The sequence below is a fragment of the Geothrix fermentans DSM 14018 genome, from assembly GCF_000428885.1.
Taxonomy (GTDB): Bacteria; Acidobacteriota; Holophagae; order Holophagales; family Holophagaceae; genus Geothrix; species Geothrix fermentans.
Genome location: NZ_AUAU01000011.1, coordinates 45792 through 70513, shown reverse-complemented (window position 1 = coordinate 70513; position 24722 = coordinate 45792). Strand labels below are relative to the sequence as shown.

The 24722-nt window shown below is 69.6% G+C and carries 19 protein-coding genes and 1 pseudogene; 11 read left to right on the top strand and 9 right to left on the bottom strand.

What is annotated here, in order from left to right; translation table 11 throughout:
* Positions 1 to 20 precede the first annotated feature (20 nt).
* Together G398_RS0105275 and G398_RS0105270 are read right to left on the bottom strand one after the other, a co-directional pair.
* The gene (locus G398_RS0105275; protein ID WP_026852824.1) at positions 21 to 614 is read right to left on the bottom strand and encodes a hypothetical protein; all 594 of its coding nucleotides are present in this window, start codon (positions 612 to 614) and stop codon (positions 21 to 23) included.
* An 11-nt stretch (positions 615 to 625) separates the two neighbouring features.
* A complete protein-coding gene (locus G398_RS0105270) occupies positions 626 to 3283 on the bottom strand; it encodes a hypothetical protein (RefSeq protein WP_026852823.1) in 2658 nt (885 codons plus the stop codon).
* Between the two features lie 184 nt (positions 3284 to 3467).
* Here G398_RS0105270 and G398_RS0105265 point away from each other — a divergent pair, with 184 nt between their 5' ends.
* Together G398_RS0105265 and G398_RS19350 are read left to right on the top strand one after the other, a co-directional pair.
* Positions 3468 to 5213: a DNA repair helicase XPB gene (locus G398_RS0105265; protein ID WP_026852822.1), complete on the top strand. Its 1746-nt coding sequence runs from the start codon at positions 3468 to 3470 to the stop codon at positions 5211 to 5213.
* Positions 5214 to 5338: 125 nt separating this feature from the next.
* Positions 5339 to 6973 carry a SpoIIE family protein phosphatase gene (locus tag G398_RS19350; protein WP_026852821.1) on the top strand — a complete coding sequence of 545 codons (1635 nt, stop codon included), beginning with the start codon at positions 5339 to 5341 and terminating at the stop codon, positions 6971 to 6973.
* Here G398_RS19350 and G398_RS16405 read toward each other — a convergent pair.
* The 5 genes from G398_RS16405 to rimO are packed head-to-tail and all read right to left on the bottom strand — an operon-like array spanning position 6970 to position 13071.
* Positions 6970 to 7512, bottom strand: coding sequence for a phosphatidylglycerophosphatase A family protein (locus tag G398_RS16405; RefSeq protein WP_052571494.1), 543 nt, complete (start codon positions 7510 to 7512; stop codon positions 6970 to 6972). The two genes, G398_RS19350 and G398_RS16405, sit on opposite strands and share 4 nt — an antisense overlap.
* Before the next feature lie 11 nt (positions 7513 to 7523).
* On the bottom strand, positions 7524 to 8768 hold the full coding sequence (locus G398_RS0105250; protein ID WP_043483747.1) for an ABC transporter permease: 1245 nt from the start codon (positions 8766 to 8768) through the stop codon (positions 7524 to 7526).
* A complete protein-coding gene (locus G398_RS0105240; RefSeq protein ID WP_026852819.1) occupies positions 8765 to 9433 on the bottom strand; it encodes an ABC transporter ATP-binding protein in 669 nt (222 codons plus the stop codon). The genes G398_RS0105250 and G398_RS0105240 overlap by 4 nt, the downstream gene beginning before the upstream one ends.
* A gap of 25 nt (positions 9434 to 9458) precedes the next feature.
* On the bottom strand, positions 9459 to 11636 hold the full coding sequence (locus G398_RS0105235) for a DUF5916 domain-containing protein (protein WP_026852818.1): 2178 nt from the start codon (positions 11634 to 11636) through the stop codon (positions 9459 to 9461).
* Positions 11637 to 11694: 58 nt separating this feature from the next.
* Positions 11695 to 13071, bottom strand: a complete 1377-nt coding sequence (gene rimO, locus G398_RS16400) for a 30S ribosomal protein S12 methylthiotransferase RimO (protein WP_052571492.1) — start codon at positions 13069 to 13071, stop codon at positions 11695 to 11697.
* A 101-nt stretch (positions 13072 to 13172) separates the two neighbouring features.
* Here rimO and G398_RS19345 point away from each other — a divergent pair, with 101 nt between their 5' ends.
* The 3 genes from G398_RS19345 to G398_RS16385 all read left to right on the top strand — a co-directional run bounded on the left by G398_RS19345 (position 13173) and on the right by G398_RS16385 (position 15613).
* The gene (locus G398_RS19345; protein WP_052571491.1) at positions 13173 to 14774 is read left to right on the top strand and encodes an adenylate/guanylate cyclase domain-containing protein; all 1602 of its coding nucleotides are present in this window, start codon (positions 13173 to 13175) and stop codon (positions 14772 to 14774) included.
* 114 nt (positions 14775 to 14888) lie between these two features.
* The gene (locus G398_RS16390; protein WP_043483744.1) at positions 14889 to 15179 is read left to right on the top strand and encodes a hypothetical protein; all 291 of its coding nucleotides are present in this window, start codon (positions 14889 to 14891) and stop codon (positions 15177 to 15179) included.
* Between the two features lie 23 nt (positions 15180 to 15202).
* A complete protein-coding gene (locus tag G398_RS16385; RefSeq protein ID WP_052571489.1) occupies positions 15203 to 15613 on the top strand; it encodes a DUF2752 domain-containing protein in 411 nt (136 codons plus the stop codon).
* Here the strand turns inward: G398_RS16385 and dcd are convergent, their stop codons facing one another.
* Both dcd and G398_RS19340 read right to left on the bottom strand, forming a co-directional pair.
* Positions 15614 to 16141 carry a dCTP deaminase gene (gene dcd / locus G398_RS0105210; RefSeq protein ID WP_026852817.1) on the bottom strand — a complete coding sequence of 176 codons (528 nt, stop codon included), beginning with the start codon at positions 16139 to 16141 and terminating at the stop codon, positions 15614 to 15616.
* 2 nt (positions 16142 to 16143) lie between these two features.
* Entirely contained in the window at positions 16144 to 17097 is a 954-nt protein-coding gene (locus G398_RS19340) for an FHA domain-containing protein (RefSeq protein ID WP_026852816.1), read from the bottom strand.
* A 140-nt stretch (positions 17098 to 17237) separates the two neighbouring features.
* Between G398_RS19340 and G398_RS22105 the strand changes: the two are divergent.
* The 6 genes and pseudogenes from G398_RS22105 to G398_RS16365 all read left to right on the top strand — a co-directional run.
* A pseudogene (locus G398_RS22105) lies at positions 17238 to 17810 on the top strand (GTP-binding protein); the annotation flags it as partial.
* 403 nt (positions 17811 to 18213) lie between these two features.
* On the top strand, positions 18214 to 19686 hold the full coding sequence (gene gltX, locus G398_RS0105195; protein ID WP_026852815.1) for a glutamate--tRNA ligase: 1473 nt from the start codon (positions 18214 to 18216) through the stop codon (positions 19684 to 19686).
* A gap of 16 nt (positions 19687 to 19702) precedes the next feature.
* Entirely contained in the window at positions 19703 to 20047 is a 345-nt protein-coding gene (locus G398_RS0105190) for a hypothetical protein (protein WP_026852814.1), read from the top strand.
* Positions 20048 to 20362: 315 nt separating this feature from the next.
* Complete coding sequence (locus G398_RS0105185; RefSeq protein ID WP_026852813.1) at positions 20363 to 21667, top strand: hypothetical protein; 1305 nt, start codon at positions 20363 to 20365, stop codon at positions 21665 to 21667.
* 260 nt (positions 21668 to 21927) lie between these two features.
* Positions 21928 to 22743: a pyrroline-5-carboxylate reductase gene (gene proC, locus G398_RS0105180; RefSeq protein WP_026852812.1), complete on the top strand. Its 816-nt coding sequence runs from the start codon at positions 21928 to 21930 to the stop codon at positions 22741 to 22743.
* A gap of 147 nt (positions 22744 to 22890) precedes the next feature.
* Positions 22891 to 24615: a glutamine--tRNA ligase/YqeY domain fusion protein gene (locus G398_RS16365; protein ID WP_043483736.1), complete on the top strand. Its 1725-nt coding sequence runs from the start codon at positions 22891 to 22893 to the stop codon at positions 24613 to 24615.
* Positions 24616 to 24722: the final 107 nt, after the last annotated feature.

Here is a 24722-nt window from a genome sequence, read left to right as displayed (position 1 = left end):
GACGCCTAGGCCACATCGGGTCACTGGGCCGCGAGGGTGCCCACGGTCACGGGGATGGGGGAGACGATGGTCCCGGTGCCGTCGAGCACCTGGCAGCGGGTGGCATCGGCGCTGAGGCTGACGGCGCCCGGAAGCTGGGAGGGGCGGAGGTCCAGCGCCACCCGGAGCAGGGGAGCGCCCAGGGAGACGGGGCTGCCGGTGCCCTTCTGCGCCACCGTCACCTGGAGGGTGCCTCCGCTGGCCTTGCCCTTGAGGATCAGGGGATCGGTGCCCAGGGAGAAGGCCGTGCCGTTCTGGACGAAGGTGCCCGTGGGATCGGAGGCGGCGACATTGGACCAGGCCACCCGGGCGGTGTCCGCGCTGAAGGTGGCGGTGACGCCGCTGCCCGTGCCGGAGGCGGGCCCCACCAGGTCAAGGACCAGGTGGGTGGCGGTGGAGAGGGCCGCGTTCTTCTTGAGCTGGTAGGTGCCGGAGGTGGGATCCGTGTAGCCCAGACTCGTGGCCGTGGGCACCGGCGGGGGCGCCGAGGAGCCTCCGCCTCCGCCGCCGCACGCCAGCATGGCCGCCAGGCCCAGCGCCGCGGAACCGGTGAGGAGGGTCTTCAGGTGGGTCATGGTCGTTCTCCTCACAGGCCGGCCAGCAGGAGCTTGAGGTCCTGGTCGTCCACCACGCCGTTCCCGTCCAGGTCGCAGGTGGCATTGGCGGTGCCGTAGTACTTGGCGAAGAAGAGCAGGTCGCGGAGGTCCACGACGCCGTCCCCGTTCAGATCGAGGTTGAGGGCGGTGCGGATCTCCCACACGCCGCGCCCGTAGGTGGCGGCGCGGACGAAGGTGCCATCCGGGGCGATGTACAGGTCCCGCACGGCCACCAGGGGCAGGTTGCTGCCGAAGCGGTTCCAGGTGGTGCCGCCGTCGCTGCTCACGTAGACGCCGAAGTCCGTGCCTGCATAGACCTTCTGGGGCGTGACGGGATCGGGCCTCACCACGTGGACGGGGATGCCGAAGGGGAAGCCGGTGCCCGTGTCGATGGCGGACCAGGTGGCACCGCCGTTGGTGCTCTTCCAGAGGTGGTTGGCCGTGGCGCTGGTGGCCACGGAGCCCACGTACACGGTGGAAGTGGAGGCTGGGTCGAAGGCGATGCTGCTCAGGGAGGCCCCGGTCCCGGGCAGGGATCCCGCCTTGGTCCAGGAGGAACCGCCGTTGGCGGTCAGGTAGACCCGCGACTGGTTGGCCGCGATGCCGAGGGTGCCCTGGCTGCCGGGGGCGGCCGCGAGGTTCCGGATGAACAGCTCCGTGGTCGTGTTGGTGGAGGACATGTCGAGGGGAGCCGGGAGGCCGCTGGTGCCCAGGGCCGTCCAGCTCGCGCCGAAGGTCGTGCTCTGGTAGACCTTCCCGTTGGTGGAGGTGTAGACCACGGCGGGCCGCGCGGTGTCGCCGGGGGCGAGCTTGGGCGCGAAGGGGGCGAGGTTCTGGTTGTTCGCCTCGGCGATGCCCGAGATGGATTCGTTGAAGGTGCCGCCGCCGTCGGTGCTGCGGTAGATGTCCGTGTAGTAGATGCTCCCGAGCGCCTGGTTTCCGTCCGCGGGGTGGAAGAGGGTGGCGAAGCCGTCGCCGCCGATCCTGTCCTCGAAGACGCCTTCGGTGCCCGTGAGGGCGCCGCCGGATGAGGCGGGCTGGCGCAGGCGGGTGCCGTTGTCCTGGAGGCCGAGGGAGACCCGCCACCGGGAATCCGAGGGGCTGACGGCCGTCGTGGAGCCCACGTTGTAGGCCATGTGCGAAGCCAAGCCCTTGTTGCGGCGGTTGTCGAGGAACGACAGGTCGTAGGCGGCGGTGGGGATCGTGGCCCGGAAGGGATCCCGGAACACGGCCAGGCCGCCGTCGTTGGCGAAGTAGAGGGTGGCGCCGCTGGCGGACCAGGCCGAGCCGTGGAAGTCCGCGTGGGCGTAGACGTGCCCGCTGCCGTACCAGTGCGTGAGCTGGACCCAGCTGAGGCCGCCGTCCATGGAGCGGTAGAGGGCGAGGTTGGCGCCCACGAAGAGCCGTGACGGGTTGTTGGGATCCACCGCGAGGCCGTGGTTGTACCAGCCCTGCCCGCCGTCGCTGGACATGGTGGGGCCCGTGCCCTGGAAGAGGCCGCCGCTCACCGTGGGCGCCGCCTGCCAGACCCAGGTCACGCCCTTGTCGGTGCTCTTGAGGACGCCCCGCGCGACCTTGGTGCTGCTGGCGTTGGTGGTGTCCTCCAGGATGGCGTAGACGGTGGCTCCGTCCCCGGCGGCCCGGGTGGTGATGCGGCCGGGCGTGAAGCCCAGGGTGGCGGCGCTGGGCAGGGTGGCCAGGGTCCAGGCGGCGCCGGCGTTGCTGGAGTAGTAGATGGACCCGACGCTGGTGTTCCCGCTGGTGGCCTCGACGGAGCACACGAGATCCGAGGCGGTGACCTTCTGCAGGGACCAGACCTGCCCGGTGGCGGGCCCGCCGGTGGCGCCGGCGAAGGTGGCACCGCCGTCCGTGGAGATCCGGAGGCCGTCGTTGGTGGCCCAGAGGATGCGGCTGGCGTCCAGGGGGAGGATGGCGTAGGAGCGGGTGGCGTTCCCGAGGCTGCTCGCCGGCGCGGCGGTCCAGGTGGAGCCTCCGTCCGTGGTCCTGAAGAAGCCGCGGCCCTCGGCGTCGAAGAAGTCGCCGGCGCCGAGGTAGAGGACCTTCGGATCCAGGGGGCTCATGGCCAGGGCCCCCACGGAGACATTGCCGCCGCTGCTGCTGGTGGGCAGGGCGTCGGTGACGGAGTACCAGGTCCAGTCCGTGGAGCTGGCCGGATCCGCGTTGTCGCAGCGGAACACGCCGCCGCCGCTGGTGGCCAGGTAGAGGGTGGGGGCCGTGGGATGGGCCACGATGGCCACGGGCCGGCCGCTGTCGATGTCCGGCGTGGTGCTGGTGAGCTGGGAGAAGGGCCCCAGGTTGGTCCAGGTGCCGCCCACGCCCGAGGGGCCGGTGGCCGCAGGGAGGGCGCCGCCGGCGAGCGGGAGACGGTGGGGCGCCCAGGCGCGGGCTTCGCGCATGGCCGCCTGGTTCTTGAAGTCCAGGTAGGCGGGGCTGGCCTTGCCTCCGAACCAGAAGAGGTTCCAGTCCCGCCGCAGGTCCGCACGGTCATGGCCGCCCAGGGCGTGGGGGCTCCTGCGGTAGGGCAACTCCCGGCGGCGCTCCCCGGGGTTCCCCTCCTGGGCGGCCAGGCCCGAGAGGGCAGCCGACAACAGCAGCAGGGATAGGCATTTGGTCGCCCGGGGGTTCATGGCGTCTCCAGGAGAAGATGCGGCCCGGAAGGGTTCGGACCGGGGCCGTGGGTTCCAAACTATACGACGGCGAAACCCCCGCGCCAGCTTGGTTTTATGAGGCCGGACCCCGCCCCCTGGGAGAGCCTTGCGTTGACCCTGCCGGCGCCCCCCCCTAGGCTGGAGGTTTGGGTCTGCCGCCACCGTGATCGCCCTCCGCCCCGATAACCCGCTGATCGTCCAGAGCGACCGCACGCTGCTGCTCGAAGTGGCGCACCCGGTCTTCGAGCAGGTGCGCGACGAGCTGGCGCGCTTCGCAGAGCTGGTGAAGAGCCCCGAGCACATCCACACCTACCGCATCACGCCCCTGAGCCTGTGGAATGCCTCGGCCTCGGGCGTCAGCTGCGCCGAGATGATCGAGACCCTCAACACCTGGTCCAAGTACCCGGTGCCCCAGAACCTGCTGCAGGAGATCGAGGACCACGGCACCCGCTACGGCAAGCTGCGCCTGGTGGCCAAGGGCGACCGGCTGGCTCTGGAGATGGACGACCGGGGTCTGTTCTGGGAGCTGGAGAACCAGAAGTCCCTCCAGGGCCTGCTGGCGGAACCCTACCCGGACGAGAAGGGCATCTACCTCCAGACGGGCATGCGGGGCGAGGCCAAGCTCCAGCTCATCCGCCTGGGCCATCCGGTGCAGGACATGGCGGGCTACAAGCCCGGCGATCCGCTGCCCTTCGAACTGTCCCCCATCACCAAGCAGAACGGCAGGCCCTTCGGCCTGCGCCACTACCAGCAGGCGGCCGTGGATGTCTTCCACGCCGGCGGCGGGCCCGACGGCGGCGCCGGCGTGCTGGTGCTGCCCTGCGGAGCGGGCAAGACCGTCATCGGCATCGGCTGCATGGGCAGCCTTCAGACCCACACCCTGGTGCTCACCACCAACGGCACCGCCGTGAAGCAGTGGAAGCAGGAGCTGCTGGACAAGACCTCGCTCACCGAGGACCAGGTGGGCCTCTACACGGGCGACACCAAGGAGATCAAGCCCGTCACCATCGCCACCTACCAGATCCTCACCTACCGCCGCAGCAAGACCGGCCCCTTCGAGCACTTCAAGCTCTTCGAGGCGGCCAACTGGGGCCTGGTGATCTACGACGAGGTGCACATGCTGCCCGCGCCGGTATTCCGGGCCGTGGCCGAGCTCCAGGCCAAGCGGCGGCTGGGACTGACGGCCACGCTGGTGCGCGAGGATGGCAAGGAGGAGGACGTCTTCAGCCTCATCGGCCCCAAGCGCGTGGATGTGCCCTGGAAGATGCTGGAGAAGGATGGCTTCATCGCCACCGCCCACTGCCTGGAGATCCGCGTGCCGCTGCCCACGGACGAGCGCATGGAGTACGCCGTGGCGGACCAGCGCCAGCGCTTCCGCATCGCCTCCGAGAACAGCCTCAAGCTGGTGGTGATGGACGAGCTGCTGGCGGGCCATCCCAACGACAACATCCTCATCATCGGCCAGTACCTGGAGCAGCTCCGCATCATCGGCGAGCGGCTCGGCGCGCCGGTGCTCACGGGCCAGACGCCGGAGAAGGAGCGCGAGGTGCTCTTCCGGCAGTTCCGGGAAGGCCAGCTCCGGGTGCTCATCGTGAGCAAGGTGGCCAACTTCGCCATCGACCTGCCGGACGCCTCCGTGGCCATCCAGGTGAGCGGCACCTTCGGCTCACGGCAGGAGGAGGCCCAGCGCCTGGGCCGCATCCTGCGCCCCAAGGGCGAGCGCAACGTGAGCTACTTCTACTCGCTCATCAGCCGCGACACCACGGAGCAGGAGTTCGCGCGCAACCGCCAGCTCTTCCTCACCGAGCAGGGCTACCGCTACCTCATCGAGAGCCGCCACTTCGACGAGACCGGCCGCCTCAGCGAGCCCACCGTGTGGAAGCAACTGCTCACGGAAACCGCCGGCTGAACCGCCCGGCACCTCCAGGTGTCGAACCATTTCGTGTCGATAAAATAATAGTCGATGTGAGGACTGGCGTGAGGGTGTACTCTGCCCGATCAAGGCATGGTCTCCGTAGGTGATCCCGGTCTCCCATGAAGCCCCTGGTCCTGCACATCCCCGGCCGGCCCCCCTTCCCCCTGGAAGGCGCCGGGGGCGCCTGGACGGTGGGGCGCTCCTCCCAGAATGACGTGGTCATCGCCGACGCCAGCCTGAGCCGCCACCATGCCCGCATCACCCTGAAGGAGGGCCTGCCCTACCTGGAGGACCTGGGCTCCCTGAACGGGACGTCCATCAACGGGGAGCGGATCAAGTCCATCCACCCCTTGCATGAGGGGGACGAGATCCTGCTGGGGCAGGTGCCCCTGAACCTGGGGCCGCCGCAACACGGACCCCGGGTCCGCATCCACCCGGACGCGGAGGCCTCGTCCTCGGCAGGTTCCCTGGTGCTGCCCCTGGACCGGCTGCGGGCGGCGCCCACCCGCGGCGTGGCGCCCGGAACCTTCCGCCTGCGGGAGGTGGTGCGGGAGATCCAGGGCCTCTCCCTGGAACTCCTGGAGGACAGCCCCCCGGAGCTCCTGCTCTCGCACCTGCTGGACCGGATCTGGACCCTCCTCCGGCCCTGGCGCGCCGCGGTGCTCATCCAGGACGCGAAGGCCGGCCTCCTCACCGTGGCCTCCCGCGGCCCCGAGGGGCATCAGCCCATCCTGCTGGCCCAGAGCCTCGTGGAGGCGGCCCTCAAGCGCAAGGAGTCCGTGCTGTTCAACGATGCGGGCGACGACCCGGGGCTGGCCTCGCCCTCGCTGGTGAGCAGCGGCATCACCTCGGCCATGGTCACGCCCCTGGAGCACCGGGGGGTGGTGAAGGGCCTGCTCTACCTGGACTGCCGCCCCCCGCGCCCCCCCTTCGACGAGGAGGACCTGCGCCTGGCGAGCACCCTCGCCCACCTGGCCACGGCGAAGCTGGAGCAGGCTCGCATGCGGGAGGAGGCCCTGGCCCGGAAGAAGGTGGACCAGGAGCTGGACCTGGCCCGCCACATCCAGCAGGGCCTCCTGCCGGGCTTCCCGCCGGAGCTGGAGGGCTTCGAGGTGCACGGCAACAACCTGCCCAGCCGCCAGGTGTCCGGGGACCTCTTCGGCTGGTGGCCCCGCCAGGATGGGCAGTGGCTCCTCTGCCTGGCGGACGTCAGCGGCAAGGGCCTGGGGCCGGGCCTTCTGATGGCCTCCATGCAGGCCACGCTGGAAGCCTGGACGGAACGGGACCTGGCCGTGGATGACCTGGCCTTCCGCCTTTCGCGGGCCGTGGCCCGGCACACGGACGGCCGCCGCTTCATCACGGCCTTCCTGGCCCTGCTGGATCCATCCACGGGCGTGCTGACGTACACCAACGCGGGGCACAACCCCGGCCTCTTCATCCACCGCGGCGGGGAGGTGGACCTCCTGGAATCCCAGGGGCTCCCCATCGGCATGCTGCCGGGCAACCCCTACGGGGCCGCCTCCCTGCAGATGTGGTCCGGGGACCTGCTGGCCCTGTACACGGACGGCCTCACGGAAAGCGCCTCCCCCGCCGGAGAGGAGTTCGGAGAGGCCGCCCTGGCGGCCTTCCTCGCGGAACGCCGCGCGGAGCCCCTGCTGGCCATCGACGCCCACCTCATGGACGAGCTGGACCGCCACACCCGCGGCGCGCCCTACCTCGACGACCGGACCATCCTGCTGGTGCGGAGGACCTAGCGCCACAGCTCCGGGTGCAGCAGCGACTGGGCGCCCAGCCAGCGGTCCAGGGGCCAGACGATGAGGGCCGCGAGCAGGCCCGCCAGCACGTCGTCCATCACCACGCCCCAGCCACCTGCCAGGCGCTGGGAGCGGTCCACCACGCCCGGCTTCCAGATGTCGAAGAGGCGGAAGAGCAGGAAGGGGGCCACCAGGCGGGCGGCCCAGAGGGTCCAGGGCTGGGGCTGGACCGTCATCGTGAAGAGCAGGGGGGTGAGGGCGAACCACATGCCGGCCCACTCGTCGGCCACCACGAAGGAGGGGTCCTCCTGGCCGGCCTCCTTCACCACGGCGTCCGCGGCCCACACGGCCATGAGGGCGAGGGCCGGCGGCGCCGCCAGGAGGATCCAGGCCGGAAGGGCCCAGCCGCGGACCACCCACACCAGCAGGAGCCAGGCGGCGAGCCCTGCCAGGCTGCCCCAGGTGCCCGGGGCGGGTTTCAGGTAGCCACTGCCGAAGCCCGTGGCCAGCCACCAGGCGGGGCGAGGTGCCTTAGACATGGTGGGGTGCCTTAAACATGTCGCAATGCCTCCACGATGCGGAGCTTGGCGGCCTTGAGGCCCGGGAAGAGGGCGCTCACCTGGAGCGTGGCCTGGAGGCCCAGGGCCACCGCGAGATAGACGGCGGGAACGAGGTGGATGTCCAGCTCGTAGCCGTGGCTGGTGCCCGGCGGGGCGGGCATCTGGAGGTGCAGGGCGTTGAGGCCCGCCCGCAGCAGCAGGGTGGCCGCCAGGCCCAGGAGGCTCCCGGCCAGGCCCAGGAAGGCGCCCTCCCACTGGAGGAGCGACAGCAGCTGCCGGGCCTGGAGGCCCATGGCCCGCAGCACGCCGAACTCACGGACGCGCTCCATGACGGACATGAGCAGCGTGTTGGCCGTGGCCAGCAGCACCACCAGGAAGAGCACCAGGCCCATGAAACCGAAGATGGCGAAGTAGAGCAGCTTCACCTGCCGGTAGAAGGAGGCCAGCTCGAACCAGGGCTTCACGATGGTGTCCGGGAGCAGGGCCTGGAGCCGCGCCTGCTCGGCGGCCGTATCGCCAGGACGCTTCAACACCACCGAGAGGCGCGAACGGGCCGGCCCCGCGTCCAGCAGCTGGGCGGCGGTGGCCAGGCTCACGGTGAGCACACGGTCGTTCAGCTCCCTGAGCCCCTGGTCCTGGAGGCCGACGACCTCCACGTCCACGGCGTTCAGGGCGCCGTCCCGGGTGGTGGACATGAGGGTGAGCAGGCTGCCCACGGAGGCGCCCAGGCTGCGGGCCAGGCCGGTGCCCAGGATGACCTCGCGGGCCGACGGGTCCGCGGAAAGCCAGCGGGAGCCCGCGCCGCCGGGGGCCTTGGCGCCGTCCTTGAGCGAATCGAGACAGGCCATGTGCTTCGGCTCCAGGGCCGGGTCCACGGCGGTGCCCAGGAAGGCCACGCTCTTGGGTCCGCTGCTGAGCAGGCCCATGAACTGGATGCGGGGCAGCACCTCGGCCACGGCGGGATCCTGCCGGAGCCGCACGGCGAGTGCCTCGCCGTCGGGCAGGGACCTCTCCAGGGTCTGGGCCTCGTCGCCCTCCAGGCCGCCCGGGGCCATGACCTGGAGGTGGCCCAGGCCGCCGCGGATGGCGCCGTCCGAGAGGCCCTGGAAGGTCTGGGCCATGAAGCCCCCGGCGAGGCTGAGAGCCAGGAAGCCCGCCACCACCACCATCAGCGTGAGCGCCGTGCGCCGTCGCTGGCGCAGCAGGTTGCGGAGGGCGAGGCGCGGGAGGATCACGGAGCCTCCACCAGCCGCCCGTCGGCCAGCCGGAAGACGCGGTGGGCCCGGGCGATGACGGCGGGGTCGTGGCTGGCCACCAGGAAGGTGGTGCCGCGCTCGGCGGCCAGCTCGGCCATGAGGTCCATGAGGGGGCCCCCGTGAGCGTGGTCCAGGCTGGCGGTGGGCTCGTCCGCCAGCACCAGCAGGGGGTCCGGGGCCAGTGCCCGGGCGATGGCGGCGCGCTGCTGCTGCCCTCCGCTCAGCTGGCCGGGACGGTGGTGCAGGCGGTCCGAGAGGCCCACGCGGTCCAGCGCGGCCCCGGCCCGGCGGCGGGCCTCGCCTTCGGCCAGGCCCTGGAGCTGCAGGGGCAGCATGGCGTTCTCCAGGGCCGTGAGCACAGGCACGAGGTTGAAGGCCTGGAACACGAAGCCCAGACGGCGGAGGCGCAGGCCGCACCGGGCGGGCTCGGGAAGGCTGGACACAGACTGTCCATCCAGCCGCACCTCGCCCTCGTCCGGGGAATCCAGCAGGCCCGCCAGCTGGAGCAGGGTGGTCTTGCCGCTGCCGCTGGGGCCGGCCAGCACGGCCAGGCAGCCCCGCGGGACCTCCAGCGACACGCCGAACACGCCGGCGCGCTCGCCGCCGAGTTCGTAGGCGCGTGTGATGGCGCGGAGTTCCAGCATGGCCCCAGTGTAGCGGGGCGCCGCTTCAGAACTGCATGGCGTAGGCCAGCTTGGCGAACACCCCCCGCTCCACCATGCGCTCCGAGGGGACGATGGCGAGGGGATCCCGCCGCCGCTGGCCCGACCAGCCCACGTAGGCGTTGGTGAAGGCGTTGGGCTGCCAGCCCAGGAAGGCCTTGAGGAACTTGTCCACGCCCTCGGCGAGGGTGCCGTCGTAGCGGACCACGAAGGCCTGGGTCTTCACGTAGAAGGAGGCGGGCAGCTGCCAGCTTCCCGTGGCCGTCAGCTCCCGGGCGCGGATGAGGCGCGCCCCGTCCTCCTCCCGGTCCAGGTTCGCCTGGAGGGCCGTGAGGTTGTAGGACACGGAGGCCACGGTGCCGTAGAGGAAGAGCTGGGCGGAGGTGGCCTTGGCCGGATCTCCCGTGGCCAGATCGAGGGTGCGGCCCCGGGTGGCGTTCCACCCGAAGCGCACGGCGGAGAGCCGCCGCCAGTTGCCGCCCAGGGTGAGGGAGCGGGCGGCCACGGAGCGGACGCGGTCCTCGGCCCAGGTGCGGCCCGCCGCATCCCAGTTGAGGAAGAAGCTGTGGCGTCCCGAGGTCTCCACCCAGAGGTCGAGCCCCAGGGCGCGGTCCATGGGATCGCCGTTCCACCAGGTCAGGCGCCGCCAGCGCAGGGTGGCATTGGCGGAGGAGAGCCGCCCGTCGTTCCAGTTGCCCCGCCAGCCGAAGCCGGCGTTGTCACGGCGGTAGCCCTGGAGGTCCGTGAAGCCCGAGAGGAGCGTCAGGTCCGGGCTGGTGGCCTGGGTCAGGGCCCATGCCGTCCAGCTTCGCGTGTTCCAGTCCAGCTCGGCGGAGGTGGTGGTGCCCCGGCGGGAGGCCACCGTCCCGTCCGCCTGGGGCAGGCGGGAGGTCGCCCCCACGGCGCTCCCGATGAAGTGGAACTCGGAACCCAGGTACTGGTCCAGGTAGATGCCGCCGCTCTGGCCGCCGGTGCGGTCGGGCCCGCCCTGCAGGCGCTTGTCCGTGCCCAGGAGCGAGAACCCCGAGCCGCGGCTGTCCGTCTGGAACTTCACGGAGGCGGCGGTGTCTCGGGTGGCGAGGCCCTCCAGGCCCGAGGCCCCGTTGGCGCCCAGCATGAGGCCGCCGTCCTCGTCCTTGGCGTGGAGCAGGGTCCAGCTGGCCAGCGAGCTCTGCCCCGAGGCCTTCAGGCCGTAGAGCGGGCTCTGGATGGAGCGGCTGAAGAACTGGCGCTGGGCCCCCTGCACGCCCAGCAGGTCCATGCCCTCCAGGAAGAAGGGGCGGCGCTCGGGGTAGAACACCTTGAAGCGGCTGTTGATCTGGAGCGGGTCCACGTCCGCGTCCGCCGTGGCGAAGTCGGGCCGGTACGTGCCTTCGAAGGTCAGGGCCGTGGTGGCGTAGCGGACGTCCATGCCCAGGCGGGCCTTGGACTCCGGCCGCGCGGCCGGATCAGCCTCCAGGGACTGGGTGCGGTTGTAGGTCGCGAAGGGGATGATGAGGAAGGGCGAGCCAGGCTTGTCCACCGGGGCCCCGGAGACGCGGGCCATCTGGCAGATGTCGCACTGCACGTCCTTGCTCATGCGGGGCCAGGAGATGCCGTAGCGCCGCTCCCGGGGAATGATGCGCAGGATGCGGAAGGCCCAGTCGCCGGGCCGCCGGCGCAGGCTGCTGTAGGGGATGCGCATCTTCACGACGTAGCCGTCCGGCGTCAGCACCCCCGTGGAATCCCAGAGGCAGTCGTAGGAGGCGTTCTCCCCGGCGCTGTCCGTCATGATCTCGTCGATCTGCCCGCCCAGCGGCGTCACGAAGAAGCGGACGATGCTCTGGCCCTTGCCGGACGAGTCCAGGTCCACGCCCACGAAGTCGAAGTCGCCCTGGTTGGTGTCCCGCATGTGGCGCGCCGCGTGGATCTTCGATGGCTCGGGGTCCTTGGCCTCGATGGCGACGTAGAGGGCGTCGGGGCCCCAGCCCGCGTGGACGATGGTGGGCCAGCGGTTCACCCCCTGGTCGTCCGGCATGATCATGCCGAACTCGGTGATCACCAGGGCGTCCTTCCAGGTGGAGAGGTCCGCGTCCCGGGCCATGGAGGGCGCCTGGGCCAGCCGGGGGATGGCCAGGTGCGGCGGGTTGGGCGCCTGGGAGGCCAGGACGGGCAGAGACAGGAGGGCCAGGGCCGGAAGGCGCATGCGGAGATCCCCAAATCGGAAGGATTCGGGGTAGCTACGAGGACCTTCGCAGGCCCGTTTAGCCCTTCCGGTTCCGGAAGGCCGCCTCGTAGGCCGCCGTGCTGGCCTCGAGCCCGCCCTCCTCCACTTCGCCGATGAGGTCGTAGGCGTGGGCTTTCACGATGCGCACCTTCTGGATGGTGTTCGGCTGCGGCGCCCCGTCCACCAGCAGCACGTTGCCGTCGATGTCCGGGGCCTGGCCCTGGTGGCGGCCCTTCACGATCAGGTCGGTCTCCTCGTGGGCGCCCTCCACCAGCACGTCGATCACCTGGCCCACCTTCTCCTGGTTCCTCTCCCGGGCGACCTTCTGCTGCAGCTCGAGGATGCGGCGCTTGCGGGCCTCCTTGGTGCGCTTGGGGATGGGGTCGCCCAGGCCGTGGGCGGTGGTGCCCTCCTCGGGGCTGTAGGTGAAGACGCCCACATGGTCGAAGCGGGCCTCCTTCACGAAGGCCTTCAGCTCCTCGAAGGCCGCCTCGTCCTCGCCGGGGAAGCCCACGATGAAGTTGGACCGGATGGCGATGCCCGGTACGATGCGGCGCACTTTCTCGATGAGCTTCAGGAAGGACTCGCGGCTGCCGCCCCGGGCCATGGCCTTGAGGATCCCGGCATCCGCGTGCTGGAGGGGCATGTCCAGGTATTTGGCGCAGTTCGGGGTCTCCGCCATGGCGCGCAGAAGGCCGTCCGTGAGGCGGTTGGGATAGGCGTAGTGGATGCGGAACCAGCGCAGGCCCTCCACCCGGCCCAGGGCCCGCACCAGCTTCTCGAGGGCATCGGGATCGCCGAAGTCGCGGCCGTAGTCCGTGGTGTCCTGACCCACGAGGCTGATCTCCAGCACGCCCTGGGCCACCAGGTTCCTCGCCTCGGCCACCACGCTCTCGATGCTGCGGCTGCGCTGGGCGCCCCGCAGCTGGGGGATGACGCAGAAGGCGCAGGCGTGGTCGCAGCCCTCGCTGATCTTCAGGTAGGCGCTGGCCTTGGGGGTGGTGAGCATCCGGGGGCTGGCCTCGGTGTAGAGGTAGTCGGGGTTGGGATCCAGCTCGTAGGCCGCGCCGGCGCCGATGACCTCGGCGATCTGCTCGATGTCCCGGGTGCCAAGGCAGGCGTCGATCTCGGGCATCTCGCTCATGAGCTCGTCGCGGTAGCGCTCCACCAGGCAGCCGGCCACGATGAGCTTCTCGCAGGCCCCCTGCTGCTTCATGGACGCGGCCTGGAGGATGGCTTCCACGCTCTCCTGCTTGGCGGCGTCGATGAAGCCGCAGGTGTTCACCACCAGTACCTGGGCCTCCTCCAGCACGGGGGTGATCTGGTAGCCCTTGAGGCGCAGGTGCCCCAGCATGACCTCCGAATCCACCAGGTTCTTGGGGCAGCCCAGGGACATGAAACCGACTTTGGTCAACGGACCTCCGCACCCCGTCCGGGATGAACCTCATAGAATACCGCGCCCGGCCGATGAGGTCAGCAGCGCGTGCTAAACTCAACGCCCCCTCCGGATTGGCCATGAAGCTCACCCTCCAGGTTGACGGCGCCCTGCACCCCGTGACCCTCACGGAAGATGGTGTGACCATCGGGCGGGGGGACCAGGCCACCATCCGCATCCAGGCCAATGCCGTGAGCCGGATCCATGCCCGGGTCTTCCTCAAGGACGGCCAGCCCCATGTCATGGACATGAAGTCCCTCAACGGGACGTCGCTGAACGGCCACACCCTCTCCGAGCCCGCGCCCCTCCACCCCGGCGACACGGTGCTGCTGGGCGAGGCCATGGTGCGGTGGATCCCGGACCAGGACGCCGCCTCCGGGGCGGGTCCCGCCATGGCGCTCCGGCCGGGCACCTCCCGCATCTCCCTGGAGGACCGGGCCTTCGATGCCTCGGGTTCCATCCTCGTGCCCCACGCCAGCCTGGAGGCCATGCTGGCCCAGGCCGGCGGCCAGCACCCGGCGGGCGACGCGGCGAGCCTCTTCCAGCGGCTGGCCACCATGGCCGGCACCCTGCTGCGGGCCGCGGGCCTGGCCGAGCTGCTGGAATCCGTGATGAGCCTGGTGACCTCCCAGATCCCCTGCCAGCGGGGCTTCATCCTCCTGGCGGACACCGGGGGCGAGCTGGTGCCCGAGCTGGTCTGGGAGGAGCAGCCGGGGCTCAATCCCAACCCCATCAGCCGCACCATCGCCCGCACGGCCATGAAGGACCGCGTGGCCATCCTCACCACGGACGCCCGCCTGGATCCCCGCTTCAGCGCCGGCGAGAGCATCAAGATCCACGGCATCACCTCCGCCCTGTGCGCGCCGCTCATCGTGGAGAACCAGGCCCTGGGCGTGATCTACCTGGAGACCAGCCTCAGCAAGGGCAGCTTCAAGCGGGAGGACGAGCACCTGCTCAGCGCCATGGCCAACTTCGCCGCCGTGGGCATCCAGCGCGAACGGGAGGCGAAGTTCCGCCAGCGCCTGGAGCGCTACCACAGCCCCGCCGTGGTGGACCAGATCCTCAAGTCCAGCCAGAGCAAGGAGGCGCCGGCCCTTCAGGCCCAGCGCTGCCAGATCAGCGTGCTCTTCGCCGACATCTCGGGCTTCACCCGCATGAGCGAGGGCATGGAACCCCTGGTGCTGGCGGGCATCCTCAACCGCACCTTCGAGGCCATGACGGACCAGATCTTCAGCCGGGGGGGGACCCTCGACAAGTACATCGGCGACGCCATCATGGCCTTCTTCGGCGCGCCGAACCCCGATCCCGACCACGCGAAGCACGCCGTGGAGGCCGCCGCAGCCATGCAGGAGACCCTGCGCGCCCTGAACGCGGCCCGGCCCGAGGGCTACCCCGAGCTGAGGATGCGCATCGGCATCAACAGCGGGGAGGCCTTCGCCGGGGACATCGGCTGCGAGAAGCGCATGGACTACACCGTCATGGGCAGCACCGTGAACCTGGCCTCCCGCCTGGAGAGCGGCGTGGCCAAGCCCGGCCAGATCGTCATCGGGCCCCGCACGGCGGAACTGGTGGGCACTGCGTGCCTGCGGGCCCTGGAAGGCTCCTTGCTCAAGGGCATCGAGCAGGAGGTGCGGCCCTTCGAGGTGCTGTGGGAAGAGGCGCGGCCGACGGCGGAGGGCTGAACCGGCTTTTCTCCAGGACGCCCCTACCCAAGGCCGCGCACTCTCTCTAGACTGGGCCCATTCCCCCCATATTCCCGGGGCCACGCCCCGGCTTTCCGCTCCCAGGAGCCCCCAATGAACGACTACACGTCCGCCGCGCCGGTGAAGGCCCACCGGGGCGTCATGCTGCTTGTGTTCGGCATCCTCGGCATCGTCTGCTGCATCATCTTCGCCATCCTCGCCTGGGTCATGGGCGGCAACGACCTCAAGGCCATGGCCGAGGGCCGGATGGATCCCAGCGGCGAGGGCCTCACCAAGGCCGCCAAGATCCTCGGGATCATCGGCTGCGTGCTGGGCATCCTGTCGCTCGTGTGGGTGGTCTTCTTCGGCGGCATGGCCGCCCTCGGGGCCATGCGCGGGCACTGAGCCCCAGGTTTGATGAAGGTTTGATGAAGGTCAGATGGGCCTCCGCCCCCCGGCTGCCGCGGCCCCCCCTGTGGGCCGCGGCGCTGGTGGGTTCCTGGCTGCTGCTGGTGGCGGGAGGCGCCTTCCTGGAGCACCGGGGCCACGCCTCCCTGGAGACCTGCCTCTTCCACCGGCTCTCGGGCCACCCCTGTCCCACCTGCGGCAGCACGCGGGTGGTGCTCGCCTTCGCGCGCGGGGACTGGGGCGGGGCGCTCCGCCTGAACCCCCTGGTGGCCCTGGGCCTGGGGCTCGGCGCGCTGTGGCTGCTGCTCCGGGCGGTCTCGGGCCGGACGCTGCGGCTGGACCTCTCCCTCCGCGAGCGCGGGGCCCTGCTGGCCGCCGGGGTAACCCTGCTGCTGGCCAACTGGATCTGGGTGCTCCAGACCCAGTCCTGACTACTCCTTCACGAAGTCCTTCCAGAGCATCGAGGGCTGGATGCCGGAGTTGCGCTGGTACTTGCCGGATTCGTAGCTCTCGTACTCGCCGCTGACCGTGTGGTAGAAGATCTGGCAGATGCCCACGCCGGCATAGATGCGCACGGGTTGGATGCAGCTGATCTCCAGCGTCCAGAAGCCGCAGAAGCCGATGTCGCCGAAACCTGCTGTCACGTGCACGAAGAGGCCCAGGCGCCCCACGCTGCTGCGACCCTCCAGCATGGGCACCATGCCGTGGGTCTCCGTGTACTCCTGGGTGCGGCCCAGGTAGAGGGTTCCCGGCTTCAGCAGCAGGCCCTCGGGGGGGATCTTCATGAACTCGATGCCGTTGGGCTTGGCCATGTCCAGCTCGCGGTCGGTGTAGACCGCCAGGTCGTCCCCCAGGCGCAAGTTGTAGCTGTTGGGATTCAGCTGCTCGTCCCGCCAGGGGTCGATGCGGATGCGGCCCTGGGCCCTGGCCTCGAGGATCTGCCGGCCGGTGAGGATCACCGTCAGCGGTCCACTTTCAGGACTTCGGTCTTCGCCAGCATGTCGCTGAGGCTGATGCGCTCGTCACCCTTGACGGCCAGGACGATGAGGTTCAGGGCCAGGATGTTGCCGATCTGGCGGAGGATGGCGGGCCCGAACTCGATGCGGCCCTGGGGCTGGCCCTCGGGCACCACCCGCAGCTTCATGACCTTCTTCCCGATGCTGGCGCCGTACTTCGAGACGCACCAGGGGATGAAGAGCCAGTAGTAGGCCAGCTGGACGAGGAAGCTGGCCGGCACGAGGGCGCACCCGATCACGGGCAGGTGGGAGAGGAACATGAAGGCGATGGAGATGAGGACCGCCGGCACGGCGTCGATGAGGACCGCCAGCAGGCGTGAGACCAGGTCGCCGCGCTCACCGAGGGTCACGGCGTCGTCCGGGATCGGGGGCAGGAGGGAGCCCAGGAAGGACTGCTCGGGAGCACGGCCGGGCGCGGTGGCCCGGGGCGCCGGGGGCGGGGCCACCGGCGGGATGGGCTGGGCCACGGGCGTGGGCCCGGTGTCTGATTGATGGACGGAGGCGGGGGGCTTCCCGGTGTGGATGGCCGCCAGTTCATCGGCGGACATGCGCACGGTGCCGAGGGGGGGCTGGGCCGCGTCCCGGCTCACGGCCACGGTGGCGCCCACCTCCGCCTGGGGGTCCTGGAAGGTGAGCTGTACCTGGCCCAGGGTGATGCGGTCCCCGTTCCGCAGGGGGGAGGACTGCACCCGGTTGCCGTTCACCAGCACGCCGTTGCTGCTCTGGAGGTCCTGGATCTCGTAGCCCCCGCCCACCTTGCGGAGGACGCAGTGGTGGCGGCTGATGCTCGGGTCCGGCAGCCGGAGGGTGTTGTCCAGCTCGCGGCCCATGTGGACCTCTTCATCCACGATTTCGAACTCGCGGACCCCCGTGCTTTCATGCACCAGCAGCTTGGCCATGGAAATCCTCATGGATGATGGGATGGCGGGAAGTGTACCGCAGACTGGGGGGATTGTGGGTTCCCGCGCGGATCCCGGTTCTTTCTTGACGGGGTGCCGCGGACCCGCCAATCTTCCCGGGAGATCGCGAAGGTGAAGGCATGGTGCTTTTCAATGCTGCCACGAAGGAGCTGACGGCCAAGATCGTCTATTACGGCCCGGGCCTTTGCGGCAAGACGACCAACCTCCAGCATGTCTATGACACCCTGCCCGGAGAGGGCCGGGGGAAGATGCTGTCGCTCGCCACCCAGACGGACCGCACCCTCTTCTTCGATTTCCTGCCCATCGACCTCGGCACCATCCGCGGCATGAAGACCCGCGTCCAGCTCTACACCGTGCCCGGCCAGGTCTTCTACGACGCCACCCGCAAGCTGGTGCTGCGCGGGGCCGACGCCGTCGTGTTCGTGGCGGATTCGCAGGCCCCGGCCCTGGAGAGCAACAAAGAGAGCTTCCAGAACCTCATCGCCAACCTCAAGGAGCAGGGCACGGACCTGGCGAAGATCCCCCACGTGATCCAGTGGAACAAGCGGGACACGCCCAACGCACTGCCCGTGGCCACCCTGGACAAGGAGATCAACCTCTTCGGCGTGCCGACCTTCGAGGCCTGCGCCATGCGGGGCGAGGGTGTCAAGGAGACCCTCACCGGCGTGGCCCGGCTGGTGCTGAAGAGCCTGGCGGAAAAGTACGGCGGCGGCGTGGTCGAAGAACCGCCCCCCACCGTCCTGACGGGCGGGGCGCCCCCTCCGCCACCGCCGCCTCCCCCGGCCATGGAATCCAGCAAGCCCCTCGAGGTGGAGGAGCTGTCCGCCGGCGAGCTGCTGGAGGAGATCGACGAGCTTCCCCTCGACGCCACCACCTCCGCCCACATCCCCGCGCCCGCCCACATGCCCCACCGCAGCGTGGTCGAGGTGCCCATCGTGCTCGACCGCAGCCTCTTCAGCGGGGACTCTCCGGTGGAGATCAAGCTGAAGTTGTATATTAAGTAGGCTCTCAGCTGTCGGCTGTCAGCTCTCAGTCGGGCGCCGATGGCGCCCGATGTTTTGTCTGATAGCTGATAGCTGATAGCCCGGAGTCCCCATGTCCCGCCAGATCGTCACCCGCTTCGCCCCGTCCCCCACCGGCATGCTCCATATCGGAGGGGTGCGTACGGCGCTGTTCTGCTGGCTCTATGCCCGCCGGCACGGGGGACGCTTCATCCTGCGCATCGAGGACACGGACCTCTCCCGCAGCACGGACGACAACATCCGCATCATCGAGGAGGGCATGGCCTGGTGCGGCCTGACTTGGGACGAGGGCCCGGTGGTGGGCGATCCGAGCCAGTGGAAGGGCCCCCACGGCCCCTACCGGCAGATGCAGCGCATGGACCTCTACCGCGCCAAGATCCAGGAGCTGCTGGACAAGGGGCTGGCCTATCGCTGCCGCTGCTCCAAGGAGGCCCTGGACGAGCGCCGCAAGGCCGTGGAGGCCGCCGGCAAGGTCTTCCAGTACAACCGCGGGATGGACGCGGGGAAGGGCTGCGCCGACGCGAACCACGACGCCAGCCAGCCCGCCGCCATCCGCTTCCGCATGCCCGCGACGGGCGACATCGTGGTGCCCGACCTCATCAAGGGCGACACCCGCTTCCCGGCGGAGAGTCTGGACGACTGGATCATCGCCCGCACTGGCGAGGCGCCTGGCGAGATCGGCGTGCCCACCTACAACTTCTGCGTGGTGGTGGACGACACCCACATGGAGGTCACCCACGTCATCCGCGGCGACGACCACCTGAACAACACGCCCAAGCAGATCCCCCTCTTCGCGGCCTTCGGCTACGAGCTGCCGGCCTTCGCCCATGTGCCCATGATCCTGGGGGCCGATGGCGCCAAGCTCAGCAAGCGCCATGGCGCCACCAGCATCACCGAGTACCAGGCCATGGGCCTGCTGCCCTCCGCCGTGCGCCTGGCCCTGGCGCGCCTCTCCTGGACCCCCAAGATCGACGGCCGGGCCGTGGAGAGCGCCGAGGAGGAGCTGCTCACGGACGAGCAGATGATCCAGCTCTTCGACTTGGCGGATTGCCAGAAGAGCGCCGCCCGCTTCGACATGGACAAGCTCCAGTGGCTGAACCAGAAGCTCATCCAGCGGGCCTCCTGGCAGGAGCTGGAGCCGCACCTGCGGCCCTTCGTGCCCGAGGCGTGGAATGCAAAGCCCGAGGCCTGGCGCGCCCAGGCCATCCAGGCGACCCAGAAGGGCAAGTCCCTCACGGACATGGCCGAGGCCCTGCGCTTCGCCTTCGAGCGGCCCGCCGACTTCGACGCCAAGGCCGTGGAGAAGTTCATGACGCCCGCCGTGAAGCCCGCCCTGCGCGAGGTGGCGGCCCTGGCGGATTACAGCCATGGGGGCCTGGAAGCCGCCTTCGCCGCCATCCTGGAGCGCCACGGCCTGAAGACCAAGGACCTGGCCCAGGCGCTACGCGTGGCCCTCTGCGGGAAACCGGTCAGTCCCGGCATCTTCGACACGCTCATGCTGGTGGGCCGAGACGAAGTGGCGGCCCGCCTCGCGCGCTGGTTGTGATGGATCGGCGGCGCTGATGGACCTTCAGGAGTTCACCCACATCACCCTGGCCGTGCTGGAGGATCAGGGTGCCGCCGCCTACGCCCCCACGATCATCGCCGGCGACGCGGTGCAGGTCATCCAGGGCATCCCCGAGGGCATGGACCACCGCGAGGCCCTCCAGGAAACCGCGCTCCGGCTGGGCCTCGAACAATCCGAGTTCTACTTCGGGGTGCGGTCGGGCCCCGGCGAGATCACCACGGGCTTCCATACCCCCGCCTGCACCCGCTTCCAGCGCATCTCGGAGATGCGCCAGGGCTTCGTGGTCTCCGACCTGGTGGACTGCCCCTGGTGGACCCTGGGGCGGGGACGGGACCAGTAGGCGGTTAAGGCGGGCCAGGAAGCGGAAACACCGGCGGAGAGCCGGACGACCGAAGGTTCGCGTTGATGAGTGAATGTCCACTCTTACGCCTCGGCCAGCCGGTGTATGATGGCCAATTCATCGCAACATATAACAATTCGATTGGCATATGGGGGCGCTCACATGAGGTATTCCCTGCAATTGGGCTGGACCCGCTTCTGTGCGGGTTGCCTGGCGGCGTGCCTGGGGCTGTTGGGCTGCGGGGGTGGGGGGGCAGGCTCCTCCCAACCTGCCGCGCCTGCCTGGACACGACCGATTCAGAACGTTCCGGGAGTGGTGATCGGGTCCGCCGCCTATTCCGAAACCCTCTTTCCGATCTTTCGTTCGGGGCCTGGCGGATACCAGATCGGCAGTTGGCGCGAGAACCCGACCGTGGGAAGCCAGTCCCTCTATCGGGTGATGGTGGCGATCGGGAATCAAGGTTCGTGGTCATCTCCGGTCCAGGTGAGCTCGAGCAGCCTCGGGTACGACCTGGCCGTGGGGCCATCCGGAGAGGCGGTCCTGGGGACCTACGAGGTTGATCCATCCAAAGGCTTTGGCTATGCGTTCACCCTCCGGCGTCGGGTCGCGGGCACCTGGGAGGCCGCTGGCCTGTCCATGGAACTGCCCAAATATGGGGAATCCTTCAGCCCTGATCCCATGCCCAAGGTTGCGATGGATGCCAGCGGCAACGCGGTGGCCGTGTGGAGATCCTGGTCGAATCCCTCGCAGGTTCTCGCCACGCGCTGGGTGGCAGGGGCATGGAGTCCGGTGGAGGTGCTGGCGGAGGAGATACCCTCCATCAGCCGCATCCGCGACATCGGGCTCTCCGTATCTCCGATCGGAGACGCGGTCATCTGGTGGATGGAGACCCGCATTGGAGAGGCGGGCGTCCACACGTCCCGGTGGCTCAAGGGCCTTCCTCCGGAAGCTCCGGTCACTGTCGGCGTGCCTGGATTGAATGCGCCGGGGACGGTCCGATATCCAAACCCGGGTATGGAGATCCTCTGGCTGAAGGATGGATCCCCGATCCTTGGGCGATATGGCTACACGGGAACCTTCGACGTTTCGAACTGGGTCGGCGGAGGCTGGTCGGCTCCGGTGTCCCTCCCGGCGCTGGTGGGGCAGGGGCTGGACAACGCTTTCCAACTGGCCGCTCACCGGCTCGTCCTGGACCCCTCCGGCAACCCGCAGGCGGCCTGGGTCGGGTACGCCCCCGACCGGAGCGTGAAGGTCATGGCCGCGGGGTATTCACCTACGGGATGGCAGGCTTCTAGCGTCCTGGGTACGAGCGATGTCCAATTCGGAAGCAACAACGGAGGAGGCCTGCTGGTGGACCGGCAGGGAGATGGCAGTTTGGCCATGGCTTGGCGTTGCGGTGTTCCGGATACCCTCCAGGAACCGATCACACCGATCCGCCTCGGGGAGATGGTGTGGACGACCCGGGGGCCCGGGGCTTTGAATACGCCTGTCGGGCAGAGTCAGGCCATCTATCCGCTCGCGGTGCTCAATCTCGGAGGGGGGAGGGCCCAGGTGATCTGGTGTGTGCTTGGGCCAGGAGGGTTTACCTGGGCCATCACGGTGAGCAGCGTCAGTGGCTGAGAAGGCTGCATCGGCCCCCCACCCGGGCCGGTCGTGACACCGGAACCTCTCCTGGAGCACAACGGGGGCGTGTCCCACCTTCGACCATGCCTTCTGCCGGACCTGGGGTATGCTTACTTGCATGAATTCCATCCTGGCCATCCACCCGCGCCCTAGCACCTCGCGTGCGGGGGGAGTCGCGTGATCGGCTGACCTGGATCCAGGTCCCGCCATCCACCCCCGCCCCCCAAGGCGGGGGTTTTTCGTTCCAGGGAGTCGCCATGAGCCGCCATCCCCAACTCGCCATCCTCGGTTTCGGCACCATGGGCCAGGCCATCAGCGCCGGCCTGGTGGAGGCCTCGGGCTACCCGGCGGGCCGCATCCAGGCCGCCACGCGCCATCCGGGCGCGGCCCAGGCCCGGGCCGAGGGTCTGGGCATCGCCCTCTCGAGCGATGCCAATGGCGCAGTGCGGAAGGCGGAGGTGGTGCTGCTCTGTGTGAAGCCGAAGGAGCTGAAGGGCCTGTTGGCGGGCCTGTCCACGTCAGGGGCCCTGGACCACCACCCCCTGGTGGTCTCCATCGCCGCGGGCACGACGCTGGACTTCCTGGCGGCCCACACTCCCGCGGGCACGCCGCTGGTGCGGGCCATGCCCAACACGCCCTGCTCCATCCGCCGGGGCATGACGGTGCTGGCGGCGGGGCAGGGGGTGACCGAGGCCCAGCTGGCCCAGGCCCGGACGCTCTTCGAGCCCCTGGGGCGGGTCATGGACCTGGACGAGCGGCACATGGACGCGGTCACGGGCCTCAGCGCCAGCGGCCCGGCGTTCATGTTCGTCATCCTTGAGGCCCTGGCCGAGGGCGGCGTCCAGTGCGGCCTGCCCCGGGCCGTGGCCGTGGAGCTGGCGGCCCAGATGACCCTGGGCGCCGCCTCCATGGTGCTGGAGACGGGCCGCCATCCCGCCGCCCTCAAGGACGACGTCACCACCCCCGCCGGCTGCACCATCGCCGGCCTGCTGGCCCTGGAGGACGGCCGCATCCGCTCCGTCGTGGCCCGCGGCATCGAGCGCGCCACCCAGGTCGCGGCCGGGCTGGGGTAGGGGATTCAGCCACAGATGAACACGGATGAACACAGATAGGATTTTTATCAATATCCGGGTTCATCCGTGTTTATCCGTGGCTCCAATCGTCTTTTGGAGGTTGATGGGAGGCCTTGGTATCTTGGGGGTTTATGAATCGTGAGCCCCATGCCCGCTGAACAGCCCACCCCCGAACCCAAGCCCGAATCCCGGAGCCTCCACTTCATCGAGGAGATCGTGGAGGCGGACCGCGTCTCGGGGAAGCATGGGGGGCGGGTGCTCACGCGGTTTCCGCCGGAGCCCAATGGCTACCTGCACATCGGCCACGCCAAGAGCATCTGCCTGAACTTCGGGTTGGCGAAGGCCTACGGCGGCGCCACGAACCTGCGCTTCGACGACACGAACCCCGTGAAGGAGGACGTGGAGTACGTGGACTCCATCCGCGATGATGTGCGCTGGCTGGGCTTCGACTGGAAGGGCGAGCACTACGCCTCGGACTACTTCCCCTTCCTCTACGACTACGCCGAGTACCTCATCCAGCAGGGCAAGGCCTACGTCTGCGACCTGTCCGAGGCCGAGATCCGCGAGTACCGGGGCAACTTCCATGCGCCGGGGAAGAACAGCCCCTACCGCGACCGCAGTCCCGAGGAGAACCTGGACCTCTTCCGCCGCATGAAGGCCGGCGAGTTCCCGGACGGCTCGAAGGTCCTGCGCGCCAAGATCGACATGCAGAGCGGCAACATGAACCTGCGCGACCCGCTCATGTACCGCATCCGCCGGGCCCACCACCACCGCACGGGCGACACCTGGTGCATCTATCCCATGTACGACTACGCCCACGGCGTGTCGGATGCCATCGAGACCATCACCCACTCCATCTGCACCCTGGAGTTCGAGGACCACCGTCCCCTCTACGAGTGGTTCCTGGACCAGGACGTGGAGGGCAGGTTCTTCCAGCGGCCCCTGCCGCGCCAGATCGAGTTCGCCCGCCTGAACCTCACCTACACGGTGATGAGCAAGCGGCGCCTGCTCCAGCTGGTGCAGGATGGCATCGTGCGGGGCTGGGACGATCCCCGCATGCCCACCATCTGCGGCCTGCGGCGCCGCGGCTACACCCCCGAGGCCGTGCGGGCCTTCGCGGAGAAGGTGGGCGTGGCCAAGCGCGACATGGTGGCCGATGCGGGCCTGCTGGAGTTCTGCATCCGGGAGGATCTGGAGAAGCGGGCCCCCCGGCGCATGGCCGTGCTCCGCCCCCTGAAGGTGGTCATCACCAACATGGCCGACGCCGAGGCCTTCGAGGTGGAGGTGCCCAATCACCCCGACGATCCTTCCCTCGGCACCCGCAAGCTGCCCTTCACCCGGGAGCTCTTCATCGACCAGGACGACTTCCGGGAAGAGGCTCCCAAGAAGTGGTTCCGCCTGGCGCCCGGCGCCGAGGTGCGCCTCCGGGGGGCATGCCTGGTCACCTGCCGGGAGGTGGTCAAGGACGCCGCCGGGAACGTGGTGGAGCTGCGCTGCGAGTGGGATCCCGCCAGTCGGGGCGGCAACGCGCCGGACGGCCGGAAGGTGAAGGGCACCCTCCACTGGGTGAGCGCCGCCCATGCCGTGCGGGCCGAGGTGCGGCTCTACGAGGCCCTCTTCACCCAGGAAGATCCCATGGACGTGGCCGAGGGGCAGGACTGGAAAAGCCTCCTCAACCCTGGAAGCCTCGAAGTGCTCGCGGAGGCGCGCCTGGAGCCCAGCCTGGCCGAGGCGGCCCCCGGCGAGCGCTTCCAGTTCGAGCGCACGGGCTACTTCGCCGTGGACCCGGATTCCAGGCCCGGCAGTCCGGTTTTCAACCGGACGGTGGGGCTGAAGGACTCGTGGGCGAAGCTCGAGGCCAAGGTGGGCTAAATCGCGGCCTGCGCCCGCGATTTAGCAAGGGCTGCTACGCAGCCCAGACGTTTTCTTGATTCTTTTCCCACTCGGGCCCGGCAGGGCCCGAGCCTGGGGCTGTGACC

Coding starts and splice junctions, on each gene's coding strand:
- G398_RS0105275 (WP_026852824.1), bottom strand. CDS start 614: ATGACCCACCTGAAGACCCTCCTCACCGGTTCCGCGGCGCTGGGCCTG.
- G398_RS0105270 (WP_026852823.1), bottom strand. CDS start 3,283: ATGAACCCCCGGGCGACCAAATGCCTATCCCTGCTGCTGTTGTCGGCT.
- G398_RS19350 (WP_026852821.1), top strand. CDS start 5,339: ATGAAGCCCCTGGTCCTGCACATCCCCGGCCGGCCCCCCTTCCCCCTG.
- G398_RS16405 (WP_052571494.1), bottom strand. CDS start 7,512: ATGTCTAAGGCACCTCGCCCCGCCTGGTGGCTGGCCACGGGCTTCGGC.
- G398_RS0105240 (WP_026852819.1), bottom strand. CDS start 9,433: ATGCTGGAACTCCGCGCCATCACACGCGCCTACGAACTCGGCGGCGAG.
- G398_RS0105235 (WP_026852818.1), bottom strand. CDS start 11,636: ATGCGCCTTCCGGCCCTGGCCCTCCTGTCTCTGCCCGTCCTGGCCTCC.
- G398_RS19345 (WP_052571491.1), top strand. CDS start 13,173: ATGAAGCTCACCCTCCAGGTTGACGGCGCCCTGCACCCCGTGACCCTC.
- G398_RS16390 (WP_043483744.1), top strand. CDS start 14,889: ATGAACGACTACACGTCCGCCGCGCCGGTGAAGGCCCACCGGGGCGTC.
- G398_RS16385 (WP_052571489.1), top strand. CDS start 15,203: ATGAAGGTCAGATGGGCCTCCGCCCCCCGGCTGCCGCGGCCCCCCCTG.
- G398_RS19340 (WP_026852816.1), bottom strand. CDS start 17,097: ATGGCCAAGCTGCTGGTGCATGAAAGCACGGGGGTCCGCGAGTTCGAA.
- gltX (WP_026852815.1), top strand. CDS start 18,214: ATGTCCCGCCAGATCGTCACCCGCTTCGCCCCGTCCCCCACCGGCATG.
- G398_RS0105190 (WP_026852814.1), top strand. CDS start 19,703: ATGGACCTTCAGGAGTTCACCCACATCACCCTGGCCGTGCTGGAGGAT.
- proC (WP_026852812.1), top strand. CDS start 21,928: ATGAGCCGCCATCCCCAACTCGCCATCCTCGGTTTCGGCACCATGGGC.
- G398_RS16365 (WP_043483736.1), top strand. CDS start 22,891: ATGCCCGCTGAACAGCCCACCCCCGAACCCAAGCCCGAATCCCGGAGC.